This window comes from Neobacillus niacini, from assembly GCF_030817595.1.
In the GTDB taxonomy this organism is placed as follows: Bacteria; Bacillota; Bacilli; order Bacillales; family Cytobacillaceae; genus Neobacillus; species Neobacillus niacini_G.
In genome coordinates, this window is sequence record NZ_JAUSZN010000001.1 from 2,295,473 (window position 1) to 2,309,931 (window position 14,459).

Consider the following 14,459-nt stretch of genomic DNA (forward strand, 5'->3'; position numbering starts at 1 on the left):
TGTTTAGTTCTCCTTAGCCTTATTTACGTTTTTAGTAAGCAATTGGTTTCATAATAATCCAGGTCAAGCTCCTTTTATGATTCCTTATTCAACTCCCTCAGTTTGATACGAATATCTCTTGAATGCTCACTTATTCGCAGGATTTCATAACCCTTGTAATTGGATTTAAGGGTAATTAAAATGAGTTCAGATCATCTTGGCTTCGTGAAGGCATAGTTAAATAAAGGAGTCAGCTACCACTCCATATTTTACCATATAATGCACATCTCCACGCCGCCCCTGGAGGCTTTCCCTCCCATGTCTCAACGGGTCAATTGCCCTTTCATTCCTTCGTCATACCTATCCAAGGGGTGGAGGCCAGTTATGCTAAACTGATGGGTCACAGTGCCCTTTTGTTGAAGAAACCTGGTACTCCGTGCATATTTGAAATCCTACGAATAAGACAACATTCAAAATTTACGATAACTATTTAACTATAAGACTTTTAGTCATACTGCTCCTATGCTGCTAATGGGATTGTTTCTTGTAATTTATTTGCACAGTAAGATTCGTTTCGCTTAGCTATACCTACAGAAATCCTTGCTAATTTACCGACCAACTTCATGATAGACTTCATTTTCTTCATCTTCTTGACCTTCACATTATATGCATGGATAGCTTTAAACTCAGGGTTATTCATCACAAGGCTCATGGTTGCTAGGTAGAGGAAACGCCGTAGTCTAGACCTCCCTCGTTTTGAGAGGACAATCTGCCCTTTCCATTTTCCTGAGCTTGCTTCAGCTAAATGGAGTCCTGCATGGCGTAATAGAGAATTCCCATGAGAAAACCCACTTAAATCTCCAGCCTCTCCTAAAATGCCAGCTAATGAAATTTCACTTATACCTTTAATCATAAGCAGCTTTCTTGCAAATGGTATTTTATTGAGAACTTCTTTAACTTGTTGTTCAACTCTTTCGAGTTGTTTTATAGCGAGGTCATACTCCTCCAGTAATTGTTCTAAATGGAACTTATAAGCGTCCAATGCTTGTCCAGTTCCAATCGAGGATTTTGCTAGATTGATTAGTAATTGAGCCTTTTTGGGTCCTGGTTGTCGCTGCATTATAGACTTCCATCCCCTCATGACATCTAGAGGCTCAAAGGAAGCTATTTCATTAGGAGTAGGAAATAATCGGAGGGTTGCGATTGCCCCTTTACAAGTAACATCTTTAAATACTTGTCTAAGTTCTGGAAACACAATATCTACCCATCTATGGATCTGATTGGTAGAGCTTACGAGACGTTTAACAATCACGTCACGATTAGAAATTAAAACTCTGAGTTTCTCAAAGGATTCAGATGAAGGGCGAACAAAGGAATAATAGCCGTTTTTCACCATATCAGCGATAACGAGTGCATCTTTTTTATCACTCTTTGACTGAGTGTTATCACGATTCTCCTTGTTTCTCTTTACTAGATGGGGATTGACTGTTACTACCTCAATTTTTTGTTTAACAAGCCATTTAGATAGGTTTTTCCAGTAATGGCCAGTGGGTTCCATACCTACTATTGTGGAATCTAGGTTTTTTAGTTTCTTTAACTTTTCAATCCAATTTTTCAGTTTAACAAACCCCTCTTCATTATTTACAAATGTAAGGGGATCTCCCACTACAATTCCACGGAAGTTTACAGCTCGAGCAACGTGAAATTGTTGAGCAATGTCTACACCAACAATAAGATGTGTATCGGAAATTCTTTCTATTAGTTGATTTTGTTTGTCTTGCATTTTAAAATTCATAGTAGGGCTTCCTCCTTAAGAGTTGAGTTAGAGTGGTGTCTATACTCATATCTTACTGAGGGGCCTTATTTTTTTCAAACCTGATAATTAACGATCTACAGGAATGCTAAACTGCAACCGTTAGTGAAACAACGAAAAAAGGCTGCCGAAGCAGCGAAATCATTATTGAGCTAACGCCCCCTTTAGTTTAAGTTCAATCATTCACAAACAAGCATTTTTGAGAAAAGCGAAGTATTTTCCTACTGATTTTACTTTGTACCTGCTGAAATGATTTTTATGGAGATTAAATAGGTTTTAGACACTGGCTCTACACTTAAACTTGAAAGATTCAAGGGCTTATTTGTTAGACCCAAAACACAGGATAATTTCTATCGCTTCTCAAATTGTTAATCAATAGTGCGACCAACACAATGACAATGGAGCCTGATAATACTGGTGTAAATAAATATTCCCATGTATGACTCCCAATGATCACAATAATCGGATCAGCTCCAGCTGGGGGATGCGTGGTTTTGGTTAACATCATCAAACTAATCGCTAATCCGACTCCCAGAGCAAGAGACCAAGGCTCATTTCCAAATACATGATAAACCATTATTCCAACTAAAGTGGAAATGAAATGTCCTCCAATGATATTTCTTGGTTGTGATAAAGGAGAGTTCCAAAGAGAAAAAGCCAAAACACAACTTGCTCCAAATGAAGCAATTAACCATGGAGATGATGTAGAAATGGCTAATAAACTCAAAATAAAAATAGTAATTGTACCACCTATAAATCCAGTTAAAATATCTTTCGTATTTACTTTTAAAGGACTCTTTCCTTTTCCCCTCAATTTAATTAGGTAGGCAGGAACCTTAGATTGCGTTATGTCTTCTGGTTGCTCTTTTTTTGCTAAATTTCCTTCTGTAATCAAATTAAATCTCTCCCTTCCTAAAAAATCCCCTAAATTATATTACTATATTTATAAGTAAAAATAAATAAGGACCCACATTAATCCTTATTTAACTAAAGCACCCATTCGTATTAGTTGAACAAGGAAAATTACTCTAAATACTCATCACTTAGTCTTGGATTTAAATACCTTGCCATTCCAGTTTTCAGTTTTTTTAATCCAAGTTTTCGATAAAATCCTTCATTACCAGTTGTTGATATTAAATGAACACAAGAAACATTACTTAGCTTATCCAGTAAAAACTCCATAATTTTTTTAGCTATTCCTTGCCTTTGAAAATCTCGATGAACCACTACATCATAAATTGCAGCATTAAACACGCCATCTGTCATCCCTCTACCAATACCAATAATTCTACCATTTACTTTAACTAATGCTATGACATTACTTGCTTCGTATACTTGTTTAATTATCTCAGTTGTATGCTTCGTCCACCCAACAGACGCATAAACTTCCTTCATTTCATCGAGATTTGCATTGGTTAAATCACTATGAATTTCTATATTCACACTACTCCCCCCTACGAAAACGATCAAAACCATATAATACCCTTTGGATAGCATGGTGATTTTGTAAGAATAAATACGGAGAATCAAATGGTGCAATAGCAATAACATAAGGTTTACCCTTTACATGCGGTAGCTTTTTGTAAGAGTATGTGTATTTACGTGACTTTCCAATAAATGCATTAGCCAATCGCAATGTAGCGTTATCCACTATTTTTTCTTTAGTCCATTCATTAAGTTCTTCTTCCGAATAATTTTTTTGCCATTCAGGAGTTTCATCTTTTGCATGGCTTGCAATAGTAGCTTCAATAAGGAAACCATTGTCCCCTTCAACCACAAAATCCGGACGATCATAATAGTTAACAACAAACCCCAATTCCTTTAGTGTGGCAAAGAGATAAAGTTCCCAAAAAGAAGAATTAAACGTTGTCTGAAATTCTTTAACGAATTTATGATCACGATCCACGAATCCCTCTGCCCAATTCTTTATTAAATCCCGTGCAAAAGGCAATTCCTCATTTGTAATATTTAGGAAATTTGGGTTAAGTTTATCCTCCGGATAAAGTGCGTTAAATAGTAAATCTTTAATATCTTTCATACAACTACTCTTTTAATAGGAAAATAAGTTCATTTTAGCAAAAAAAGGTTTTTGTGGCATCCCTCGAAGAAATGATGATATAGTGGAAAATCAAATTTGAAGATATAAACAGAAAAAGCGGATTCTCCCTTCGACCGTGTTCGTCGAATGTTTCCGGCTTATTCTAAGAAGGAAGCGAACGCCTCTGTTCTAAATGGAAAGCCAGGTTTCTTTCTTCCGCTGTAGTTTTTGCAGGAGCTGCTGCCACTTCAGCCTCATTCTTTTGGTACCTAAACAGTGTAAAATAACGCTTAAAATCGGTGGTGGCACATTGCCTTCTTCAACTATAGCAACACATTAGTTTAACAAAAAGTTATTTTGTCTTTTTGATATATATTTTCGGTGTATAAAATTTCAATATATGAATGAGTTGATCTCCCATATACGAAGAGGATTGTGCAAAATCATTTTCAATCCATTCTAGAATCAATCCTATAATACCATGTATTCGATAGGTGCTAAAAAGTTGGATATCAATAGCAGGGTCTATTTCAGTAGTCAGGAAACCAAATTCTTCTCTGAATAACTTGTCCAATCTTTTTGTCATTTTCTCATGAAAATTATAGTTTGTTGTTGGACGTAACATAAGCTTATAGAATCTTTTGTTTTCTAAGAAATGATCGAATAAGATAATTGAATTTGAAGGTAATTCATTGAAATCTACGACTGATAAATAGAGATATGGTTTCCGAAAGGCTTCTGTCATTTTTTCAAACATCTCTTCAATGATTTCATCTAGTAAATCTTCCTTTTTTTCATAATGTGCATAAAAGGTACCTCGATTGAAATCCGCAGCCTTTACAATCTCCGTTATTGTAATGTCATGAAAGCTTTTTTCCTCCATTAACGATAATACAACTTCTCTAAACTTCTCTTTTGTTCTTTTTACACGTTTGTCTGGGTGTTGAATAGACATTCCAAAGCACCTTCTTACACTTTTAACATACAAAATCGATACATATGTTGATTATCATACATTTTTATTATTATTGCATATTGAAGCCCTTTCACTCATGTTTTATGCTTAAATTGTTCAATATATCTTGAAATAAGGATATATTCTCATTCATATTCAACATAAGGGGGAAGGTCAACATGGCAAGATTTGAAGGTAAAACAGTCATTGTTACAGGTGCAGCAGGCGGTATCGGGAAAGAAGTCGTACGAAAATTAGCTAACGAACAAGCGAAAGTTGTATTAGTTGATTTAAATGAAGACGCTATCAAAGCCTTTCAAGCTGAGCTTGGTTTAACAGAAGAAAATAGCTTAGTGGTAAAAGCGGATGTTTCTAATGAAGAAAATGTTAAAAATTATGTGGAGCAAACAATTTCTAAATTTGGTCGCATTGATGGCTTTGTAAACAACGCAGGCGTTGAAGGTCCAGCTAAACCACTTGAAGAAGTTACAGAAAAAGATTTTGATTTCGTCTACGGTATTAATGTAAAAGGCGTACTTTTCGGTCTTAAATATGTATTACCGATTATGAAAGGACAAAAATCTGGTGCAATCGTCAATACTGCATCAGTAGCTGGGTTAATTGGTTCACCAAGCATGGTATTATACAACTCTTCTAAACACGCTGTAATGGGTATTAATAAAGTTGCAGCATTAGAAGCAGCTGCATTTAACGTTCGTGTAAATACAGTAAACCCAGGTGTAATTAATACACAAATGATGCGTAAAATTGAAGCAAATGTTGCGCCAGGTGCAGCAGAAGCAGCACAAGCAGCTTATAACGATGCAGTACCAATGAAACGCTACGGTGAACCTGAAGAAGTAGCTAACGTAATTGCGTTTTTACTTTCTGACGAAGCTTCATACGTAAGCTCATCTTCATTCACTATCGATGGTGCTTTATATAACGTGTAATTGATCACGGAAGTCCTATTTGGACCCTCCGAGGTAAAGTTCCTCATAATGAGAATGCATGAATGTTGATATAGCAGCATTCATGCGTTTTGCTTTTCTTAGGAATTCAGATGAAATACCCCTTCAGCCACTATTTTTATGTGTATAGAATATGAGGTACAAAATGTAACTCAGTTTTAACATTTTTTTCTTTTCGACTAACCCGTCCCTTTAGTTCAATAAAAAAAGCTGCCAGAATTGGCAGATAGATCTTTATTTAATGCCCTTGTACTTTAAGTACAATTCTTCACATTCTACCTCGTTAGTACAACAAGGAAAAAGATCGCCGCAGCGATCTCCTTCTTTAACTCTAGCTCCCGTTTGTTTAAGCACATTACTTCACAATTTCTTCTTTGCGTTTTTTTGGTTTTCTTTCGGTTTTCTGATTAGTACCAATAATGCTATAACAAAACAAATCATTAGAATTATATTTAAGCTCCAACCGAAACTATCAATATACTGCATTACCCTTCCTCCTCAGATATGTTTTGTTCACTTTAGCATGATTAATGTGCTAGTTGGTTGTTTTCTACAAAAGAAGATAAAACGTTACAATTTTTTCTATCAAGATCCGGTGGCTGTAATTCCCATAATAAAACACCACCCTTCCCCTATTACAAAATGTAGAGAAAGGACGGTGCTTGGCTTTCATTATTTATTTTCAATCAATGTAAGTTAATGTAGCAACACCAATGTTTTAGCTGCAATTAGCATCCCTTATTGAAGGAATGCACCCGATAGTTTAAGTACAATATATCACAATCGTTTTTATAATTTGAATAGATTGTCGTAACAGTCGTACCATGTCGATTAGAGGTGTATTTTCAGGATAGCTTAAGAAGGAGTTCTACGTTAAATCAACTCATATGAATGTCATTGCCATACTGAATCAATTGTAGTTTCCTTGCCAAAGATTGGGATGCGAAATTGTCACAAGAGGTGCTATATAGAGCAGTTCTTCCTTGTTTTTGTACCTCTGAAGCCCAAACATTTGTAACATCTGCACCGTATGCTCTTCCTCGGTAATCCTCATGTGTAAATACACTTGCTTCGGCTGCTTTTGAGGTCTGCCTTGCACTACAACAAATTGAAACAGGTATATTATCTTCAACTATTACAAAACAAGGTTGCTTATTCTCAAAATCCTCAAATGTATATGGAAAATGAGGCTTTAAAATTTCTTTGTTTTTATTAGTTACTATAATTGCTTTTGTACATGTCCTGTCCCTGACATCGGGAAACACATACGCTGGTCCAATCCATAAATTATTTACTATACGGTCTATGCTTAAAACCTTTATTACTTCTCCTAGATGAGCACCAGGATTTGACCCTATAACTTGTTCTAACTTCTTTACAAGGCTATCATCCAGCGATTTTGAAAACCTTACTACACTACCCAATCTGGTGGAACCAATAAAAATTCGTGGTGCAACATCGTATGGTATTTCATTAACGACTGTCATTCTATTTTCAGTATCGTGTCTAAATAGCACATTTACATGATGTACCATCAATTCTAAATTAGATAGCATTTACATTCCCCCCAATAACTCCATCAATCCAATATTCAAGAAGTTACTGTTGTTTCCCTGCTTTTTTAAACTCCCTCAGATTGATACGAATATCTCTTGAATGCTCACTTATTCGCAGGATTTCATAACCTCTATAAATCGAATGACGGGTAGTTGGAATGAATTCAGATCATTTGGCTTCGTGAAGGCATGGTTAAATAAAGGAGTTAGCTACTACTCCATATTTTACCATATAATACACATCTCCACGCCGCCCCTGGAGGCTTTCCCTACCATGTCTCAACGGGTCGATTGCCCTCTCATTCCTTCGTCATGCCTATCCAAGGGGTGGAGGCCAGTTATGCTAACCTGATGGGTCTCATTGCCCTTTTGTTTAAAAAATCTGGTACTCCGTGCATATTTGAAATCCTACGAATAAGACAACATTCAAAAGTTAAAGTCAATTTTTTAATTGGTATATTTTATAAACTAATGTTTTATTTCTAAGCAGCTAAAGGGATTAATTCTTGAATTTTATTAGGACAGTAAGACTCGTTTCGTCGTGCAATTCCTACAAAAATCCTTGCTAGTTTACCGATCAGTTTCATGATTGATTTCATTTTCTTTATCTTCTTGACCTTCACATTATGGGAATGTAGTGCTTTAAATTCAGGGTTATTCATCACAAGGCTCATAGTTGCTAAATAGAGGAATCGCCGTAGTCTTGACCTTCCACGCTTTGAAATCACAATCTGACCTCTCCCTTTGCCTGAACTTGCTTCAGCTAGATGTAATCCCGCATGTCGTAATAGAGAGTTTCCATGAGAGAATCCACTTAGATCTCCAGACTCACCTAGTATCCCAGCTAATGAAATTTCACTTATCCCTTTAATCGTAAGTAGTTTTTGTGCAAATGGTATATTATAGAGAACTTCTTTAACTTGTTGTTCAACTCTTTCGAGTTGTTTTAAAGCGAGGTCATATTCTTCTATTAATTGTTCTAGATGGAATTTATAAGCATCAAGTGCTTGTCCCGTTCCTATAGAAGTTTTTGCTAGATTGATCAGTAATTGAGCTTTTTTAGGTCCTGGTTGTCTTTTCATTAATGACTTCCAACCCCTCTGAACATCTAGTGAATCCATCGAAGATATTTCATTTGGAGTTGGAAACAAACGAAGGGTTGCGATTGCTCCTTTGCACGAAACATCGTTAAACACTTGTCGCAACTCTGGAAAGACAACATCTACCCATCTATTTATTTGATTTATAGACATTACGAGTCGTTTAACAATTACATCACGGTTAGACATTAGAACTCTAAGTTTCTCAAATGATTCTGAAGATGGACGAATAAAGGAGTAGTAGCCGTTTTTGACCATATCTGCGATAACGAGTGCATCTTTTTTATCACTTTTTGATTGCGTATTATCACGATTCTCTTTATTCCTTTTTACTAAGTGTGGATTGACTGTTACTACCTCAATGTTTTGGTCATATAACCATTTTGACAGGTTAATCCAGTAATGCCCTGTAGGTTCCATACCTACTATTGCCGCATCTAGTTTTTTTAATCTTTTTAAATCACGAATCCAGTTAAATAGATTAACGAACCCCTCTTCATTATTTTCAAATGTAATAGGGTCTCCGACTACAATTCCACGGAGGTTAACTGCCCTTGCAACGTGTATTTGTTGAGCAATATCAACACCAACAATAAGATGTGTATCGGAAATTCTTTCAATTAGTTGATTTTGTTTGTCTTGCATTTTAAAATTCATAGTAGGGCTTCCTCCTTAAGACTCTGAGTTAGATTGGACTCTATACTCGTATCTTACTGAGGGGCTCTATTTTTTTCAAACCTGATAATTAACGATCTACAGGAATGCTAAACTGCACCGTTAGCTCAATAACAAAAAAAGACCGCCGCAGCGATCAACTCTTTAACTCTTGCACCCGACAGTTTAAGAACAATATTTAACAAACTTTCTTTTTGACTAAGAAAAAATTTATTAAAAAAGAGACTCCCAAAAACCATGGGAGTCCAAACAGTACTAATCTATTTAATAGGGGGTCAAATAGTGATTCCAATTATATTGGGTTTATGAAATATAAAATAGAGAAAATATTACCAAAGTTATCCAATAATTAAAGGGGAATTTGGACTAGGATTAAATAAACTTAGTCCTATATAAAGAAAGTGAGTAGATCATGAGCATATTAAATTGGTTTAGCCAAATGACAACTTATATCACCTAAAGCACACCTTAGTTGAAGTACTAACCTGCTTCCTTACTTCAATAAGATTCAACAAAAAGAAGCGTTAATCCTGCTTGGACCAACGCCCCCGTTAGTTGCATAAATAATAAAGATTTATTTGCAAGGATTGGAACACATTTACGGCAGAATTAAAAGTTTATTAGCCTTTTCCTGCGATGGATCTGAAGCATAAACTACAAACATTAAAATTTTTTAGGCTGATTTTGTTTGGTCTATTTTTTCTGAAAACAATAGCCTAGCAGAAGTTAATCGGTTTCGAATTAAGACACCAATCCACGAAGCAAGAGCAGCCTTGATTAATCCAACAATGATAAACGGAGTAAATCCTCCTGCAAAAGCAGCTGGCCAAGAAAGCTCGGCAGCAATCTTTAGCCAAGCAGTGCCGAATGCCAAAGTAACGAGCATTCCAATACTATTAGCAATCACAGCATTCTTGAAGTTGAAGGCTGTTTTTTCCATAAACCATCCGATTAGGAAGGTAGCTGGAAGGAAGCCAACTAAATAACCTCCAGTGGGTCCGAGAAGCTTTGAAACTCCACCTGAAGATTCAGCGAATACAGGTACTCCTGCAGAACCAATAATTAAATATAAAATGACCGATAAGGTTCCATAACGAGAACCTAGGATTGTTGCTGCTAAGCCAATGGCAAGGGTTTGTCCTGTAATTGGAACGAGCGGAAGTGGAATTGTAATTTGAGCCATTACGCCAATGATTGCAGCAAAAAGTGCTGTCACAATCATCATTCTTAATTTCAATTGTTGATTTGTCACTTGTTTCTCCCTTTCAAATGTAAACTAATTTTTTATTTGGTTAACAATTAAACTATATTTATATTTAAAAAATTTGTCAATCCAAAAAAAGAGGTGCCAGTGCACCTCCGAGGATTTATTTTGAAATATCTGAAAGGGTTTCAAATGAAACATAAAAAGAAATGGCATTTCTCCAACTTGTTGAACTAAACTGCCCTTTACTTGAAGAAGAAAGGAGCATTACCTTTGTTCAAGTAATGCACCCGTTTGTTCAATAAGAATCATATCTAAATCAAAGTTAAATAATTAATGAGCGGTTAGGATTACATAAGAATTCAGGACTTATATCTTTCTCCATCCATAAATCAAAAAAACAACTAAAGTCTTCATTTTTTTGAATAAATTCTTTTTCAGATGGATGAATTGGTAATAACCATAATAACTCTGTCTTTTGCTTTTCAAAAAAGTCCAGCAATTGAGTTGAATCGGCAGCTTCAATTATGGGAGGACATATTAAAAGCGTGTTCATTCTGAAAGCAGAAACAGGTTCAGAATTAGAAATCGTATGCCCATAATCATATGGATTACCCTCAACAAAAGGATATTGTGTTAGTCTCATCATTACATCTAATATTTCCTTATTTTCCTCATCATTTAGCCATATTAGTTCTACTTTTATGCCATTAACCATTGTTTTGTTCGACATTCCTAAAGTAATGTAAGTCCAGACAGGTCTTTCATTCTGTGGTGGGAATTGTAAAACATAAAAACCATTCTTTTTTGTCTGGATTTTCTCTAACTGCACCTGTTGCACTGTTTCTCCGAACCAATTACATTTATAAATCTTATCTGTTGTCCAAAGCTTTGAATATAGTAACCTAATATTGTTAAGAGTTCATACTTTTTAAAACGTTCCCAAAAGACCATATAAACTTCCCTTTCCTACGATTCTTTAGTTAGTATTATATCTTAAAAAACTTCCAACTTCTTGTTAAACTAACCTGCCAGTTAGCACCAAAAGAAAAAGGTTGCCGCAGCAACCATATCTTAGAAGAAAACCCCATTTGTTCATTAAGCTCTTTTAGGCTATTTATGTATGAATCGAGAACCTCATTAGTTGCATTTATATTTTCTTCAGTAAACAGGTCATCATCTTCATCCATTCTTTGTTTCCATTCTAGTGTTGGTTTGTTTTTAGTTAACTTCTTCAAAAGTCATAATATCCTCCAAATTATTTACTTCTTGTTTGGGAGCTTCCTCACCCTCGGCTGTTTTCTTGTTTTCGTTACAAGCCCCTAAAACTAAAACCGATGATAAAATAGAAAAGAATAAAAGCTTTTTCATAGTTGTAAAACCTCTATTATGTCTTGTACAAAACAATTATAAGGGATTTTTTAGAAAATAGTACAAACTATTTTATTGAATTTCACTTTAATTCTTCTTCAACTAAACTGCCGTTTTAGTACAATATGAATAAATGGGGTCGCCGAAGCCATCCCGTTTTTTAACTCTTGCACCCGTTAGTTCAACAAGATCCTTTTTATCTACTTTTCAATTTTCCAAACTAGATTTTTTGGTTTGTCCTTTTCAAGAAATGTTAAACGATAGATATGTTTATAATCCTTGTCCGCAAACTCCACTTTATGATTCAGCTTCCATTCGAGATTTCCAAAATCGCTGAATAAATCCTGTTCATCTGTATTCTCGACAGAGAATAGCTTCTCTTTATTGATGACTTCACCATTTCTTTTCTTGATCTCAATGTAAACATCGATACTTGCTACTTCATGATGACACAAGACACTGCAAATGTACTTCCTGTTTGGGCTGCTCTTCTTTAATAGAGGATAGACATTTTGATAATCTAGCTGTTTTATGTTCTCATAAACCAAATCAAGAGAAGAAATGTCCCAATAAAACTCCTCAGCAGCGAGTTTCATTCCCTCGTGCACGATTTCTAGAATTCGTTCTTTCTTTTCTCTGTGGGATGTCAGTGTCAGTATATTTTCAACATCCGCCTCTACAAATACAGGAAAATAATCAAAGATAATATGAGTAAACTTATCGATTTGCTCTTTTTGTTCTAGATTGTCTATACAATAGATTTGTATCCCTTTATCATCCCTTGACTGTAGCTTTGGCAGAAGACGGCTATATAAAAATGTAATACATCTTGTTTCGTGAAAGAATGTCCAGTTCTGTTCTTTGTTTTTCGGAACGTAAAGCTGAATATCTCTTATGATCGGCATAAGCAATCTCCTTATGGTCTCTTTTAGAAAGGGTGATCCAGTTTAAGAAACGGTTAGCATTGTGGGGCGTATCTCCGCAAGAATTACAGTTGAAGTATATATTTATTCAACTAAACTGTTGACGATAGTGCAATAAGAAAAAAAAGCAATCTTCTTATTGAAGAATCGCACCCGTTACTTTAAGTAATTTTCTTCACAAACTTCTTTGTTAATTTCGCCTCACAACCTTTCGATTATTTACTCACAGTTCCTATATGATAAATATTCTAAAAATTTTTTGGACGCAAGGGAAAGTGATTTTTGCTCTCTCGTTGCTATACCGATATTTCTAAAAGCAGGAGTTTCAAGCTCTTTCGCTATTATTTTGTGAGGAATACGCTTCAGTATCAATTCTGGTAATATACTGATTCCAAGCCCGTTTTCCACCATAGACATAATTGCATAATCATCCCATGTTGTAAAATTAACTTGCGGTGAAATATGATGCATCTCAAAAATCTCAGAGATTTCTGCTTTTGCTCCCTTCTCCAATAACATAAACGGACTATTCAGTAAGTCCTTGATTGGAAACTTTTCGCAATTAGCAAGAGGATGATTTTGCGGAATCACTACCAACAATCGGTCTTGTTCTAAAAAGGTTGTTTCAAGTTCTGCTTTTGACGGTAGCCGCACAAAGCCGAAGTCAACACGTCCATTTAGAATCCAGCTTTCAATTTCTGTATAATCGCCAAGCAGAAGTTCAAAATCAATTTTTGGGTAATCCGTCTTAAAAATTCTAATAATGTTAGGGAGCCAGTGGGATGCTACGCTAGAAAATGTCCCAATACGAATCATTCCAGACTCCATATTGTGTAAGTCTTCTACCTGCGTCATTAAAATTTCATACTCATTACAAATTCGCTTTAATTGGGGCAGTAACTTTAAGCCATCCGTGGTTAAATTGATACCAGTTCGTCCTCTTTCGAATAGGAAAACTCCCCATTCCCTTTCTAAATCGTTAATCATACGGCTAATCCCAGACTGTGTATAGTCCAATACTTCGGCAGCTTTTGTAAAGCTGCCAAATTCTACAGCTTTGACAAATGCCTTATATTTTTGGATATTCATTTTTCTGCACCCACCCCATCTGGTTTTGTCATATACATCATGAGAAACATTCGTTTTTGTAATGTATGTGAATATGATAAATTATCACTATTAATAATTCAAGTTTGGAAAGGAAAAGGTATTTAACGATGTTTTTTGTGAGTGAAATTATGGAAAAAGCACCAGACTGCTATAAGTCTCATCTACAAGAAATTGTCTACGAATCATTGACAAAGTTACAGCTTTCATATGAACGAGTGAATACAGATGAAGCAATTTCAATGGAGGACTGTATTGAGATCAATCAAAAGTTGGATATGAAAATGGTAAAAACGCTGTTTCTCTGCAATAGTAAAAAGACAGAATTTTATTTATTTATAACTACTGCAGATAAACCATTCAAAGCAAAGGATTTCAGCAATGCACTCGGCATATCACGTGTATCCTTTGCTCCTGCAGAGCTGATGGAACATATGCTGGGCGTAAAAATCGGAGCTGCTACTGTATTTGGTGTTTTAATGGACAAGGAAAATCTTGTGCAGGTTGTTTTTGATAAGGATGTGCTTTTGGAAGAGTGGTATAGATGTAGCGATGGAACGACAACTGGATATATGAAAGTCAAAACAAAGTTAATCGTCAATAACTTCCTAACCTATGCAAAGCACATTCCGACAGTTATCGAAATGTAATATTTAGAAAAAGAATGGTGATAAATTACTTACTTTGTTAAAAACAGTTAATAATCTACTCCTAATAAGCTGTTTCGCAGATTATTAGGAGTAGACGATGAATCTAATAGGTTAAAA

General features: G+C 35.4%; 15 protein-coding genes. 2 read left to right on the forward strand and 13 right to left on the reverse strand.

The window, feature by feature from the left end:
• Positions 1–499: 499 nt before the first annotated feature.
• The 5 genes from QFZ31_RS11065 to QFZ31_RS11085 all read right to left on the reverse strand — a co-directional run bounded on the left by QFZ31_RS11065 (position 500) and on the right by QFZ31_RS11085 (position 4,785).
• Positions 500–1,774, reverse strand: coding sequence for an IS110 family transposase (locus QFZ31_RS11065; protein WP_307301933.1), 1,275 nt, complete (start codon positions 1,772–1,774; stop codon positions 500–502).
• A 343-nt stretch (positions 1,775–2,117) separates the two neighbouring features.
• Positions 2,118–2,642, reverse strand: coding sequence for an HPP family protein (locus tag QFZ31_RS11070; RefSeq protein WP_307311521.1), 525 nt, complete (start codon positions 2,640–2,642; stop codon positions 2,118–2,120).
• Positions 2,643–2,815: 173 nt separating this feature from the next.
• The gene (locus QFZ31_RS11075) at positions 2,816–3,235 is read right to left on the reverse strand and encodes a GNAT family N-acetyltransferase (RefSeq protein ID WP_307303022.1); all 420 of its coding nucleotides are present in this window, start codon (positions 3,233–3,235) and stop codon (positions 2,816–2,818) included.
• Between the two features lies 1 nt (position 3,236).
• Positions 3,237–3,830 carry a hypothetical protein gene (locus QFZ31_RS11080; protein ID WP_307303023.1) on the reverse strand — a complete coding sequence of 198 codons (594 nt, stop codon included), beginning with the start codon at positions 3,828–3,830 and terminating at the stop codon, positions 3,237–3,239.
• A gap of 352 nt (positions 3,831–4,182) precedes the next feature.
• The gene (locus QFZ31_RS11085) at positions 4,183–4,785 is read right to left on the reverse strand and encodes a TetR/AcrR family transcriptional regulator (protein ID WP_307303024.1); all 603 of its coding nucleotides are present in this window, start codon (positions 4,783–4,785) and stop codon (positions 4,183–4,185) included.
• 179 nt (positions 4,786–4,964) lie between these two features.
• On the opposite strand from QFZ31_RS11085, the gene QFZ31_RS11090 reads away from it, so the two are divergent.
• Complete coding sequence (locus QFZ31_RS11090; protein WP_307303025.1) at positions 4,965–5,738, forward strand: SDR family NAD(P)-dependent oxidoreductase; 774 nt, start codon at positions 4,965–4,967, stop codon at positions 5,736–5,738.
• Between the two features lie 896 nt (positions 5,739–6,634).
• Here QFZ31_RS11090 and QFZ31_RS11095 read toward each other — a convergent pair.
• From QFZ31_RS11095 to QFZ31_RS11130, 8 genes are all read right to left on the reverse strand, one after another.
• Entirely contained in the window at positions 6,635–7,312 is a 678-nt protein-coding gene (locus QFZ31_RS11095; protein WP_307303026.1) for a GNAT family N-acetyltransferase, read from the reverse strand.
• Between the two features lie 482 nt (positions 7,313–7,794).
• Positions 7,795–9,069, reverse strand: coding sequence for an IS110 family transposase (locus tag QFZ31_RS11100; RefSeq protein ID WP_307303027.1), 1,275 nt, complete (start codon positions 9,067–9,069; stop codon positions 7,795–7,797).
• A gap of 691 nt (positions 9,070–9,760) precedes the next feature.
• Entirely contained in the window at positions 9,761–10,339 is a 579-nt protein-coding gene (locus tag QFZ31_RS11105; protein ID WP_307303028.1) for a biotin transporter BioY, read from the reverse strand.
• Positions 10,340–10,616: 277 nt separating this feature from the next.
• Positions 10,617–11,123: a suppressor of fused domain protein gene (locus QFZ31_RS11110; protein ID WP_307303029.1), complete on the reverse strand. Its 507-nt coding sequence runs from the start codon at positions 11,121–11,123 to the stop codon at positions 10,617–10,619.
• A 157-nt stretch (positions 11,124–11,280) separates the two neighbouring features.
• A complete protein-coding gene (locus QFZ31_RS11115) occupies positions 11,281–11,529 on the reverse strand; it encodes a hypothetical protein (protein ID WP_307303030.1) in 249 nt (82 codons plus the stop codon).
• A complete protein-coding gene (locus tag QFZ31_RS11120) occupies positions 11,513–11,662 on the reverse strand; it encodes a hypothetical protein (protein WP_307303031.1) in 150 nt (49 codons plus the stop codon). Before QFZ31_RS11120 ends, QFZ31_RS11115 begins: the two co-directional genes overlap by 17 nt.
• 200 nt (positions 11,663–11,862) lie before the next feature.
• Entirely contained in the window at positions 11,863–12,567 is a 705-nt protein-coding gene (locus QFZ31_RS11125) for a hypothetical protein (RefSeq protein ID WP_307303032.1), read from the reverse strand.
• A gap of 237 nt (positions 12,568–12,804) precedes the next feature.
• The gene (locus QFZ31_RS11130; RefSeq protein WP_307303033.1) at positions 12,805–13,674 is read right to left on the reverse strand and encodes a LysR family transcriptional regulator; all 870 of its coding nucleotides are present in this window, start codon (positions 13,672–13,674) and stop codon (positions 12,805–12,807) included.
• A 128-nt stretch (positions 13,675–13,802) separates the two neighbouring features.
• Between QFZ31_RS11130 and QFZ31_RS11135 the strand changes: the two genes are divergently transcribed.
• A complete protein-coding gene (locus QFZ31_RS11135; protein ID WP_307303034.1) occupies positions 13,803–14,342 on the forward strand; it encodes a prolyl-tRNA synthetase associated domain-containing protein in 540 nt (179 codons plus the stop codon).
• The last annotated feature ends 117 nt before the right edge of the window (positions 14,343–14,459 follow it).

Excerpts from the sequence above, each read along its gene's own strand:
- QFZ31_RS11065 (WP_307301933.1), bottom strand. The coding sequence starts at position 1,774 with ATGAATTTTAAAATGCAAGACAAACAAAATCAACTAATAGAAAGAATT.
- QFZ31_RS11080 (WP_307303023.1), bottom strand. The coding sequence starts at position 3,830 with ATGAAAGATATTAAAGATTTACTATTTAACGCACTTTATCCGGAGGAT.
- QFZ31_RS11085 (WP_307303024.1), bottom strand. The coding sequence starts at position 4,785 with ATGTCTATTCAACACCCAGACAAACGTGTAAAAAGAACAAAAGAGAAG.
- QFZ31_RS11090 (WP_307303025.1), top strand. The coding sequence starts at position 4,965 with ATGGCAAGATTTGAAGGTAAAACAGTCATTGTTACAGGTGCAGCAGGC.
- QFZ31_RS11095 (WP_307303026.1), bottom strand. The coding sequence starts at position 7,312 with ATGCTATCTAATTTAGAATTGATGGTACATCATGTAAATGTGCTATTT.
- QFZ31_RS11100 (WP_307303027.1), bottom strand. The coding sequence starts at position 9,069 with ATGAATTTTAAAATGCAAGACAAACAAAATCAACTAATTGAAAGAATT.
- QFZ31_RS11120 (WP_307303031.1), bottom strand. The coding sequence starts at position 11,662 with ATGAAAAAGCTTTTATTCTTTTCTATTTTATCATCGGTTTTAGTTTTA.
- QFZ31_RS11125 (WP_307303032.1), bottom strand. The coding sequence starts at position 12,567 with ATGCCGATCATAAGAGATATTCAGCTTTACGTTCCGAAAAACAAAGAA.
- QFZ31_RS11130 (WP_307303033.1), bottom strand. The coding sequence starts at position 13,674 with ATGAATATCCAAAAATATAAGGCATTTGTCAAAGCTGTAGAATTTGGC.
- QFZ31_RS11135 (WP_307303034.1), top strand. The coding sequence starts at position 13,803 with ATGTTTTTTGTGAGTGAAATTATGGAAAAAGCACCAGACTGCTATAAG.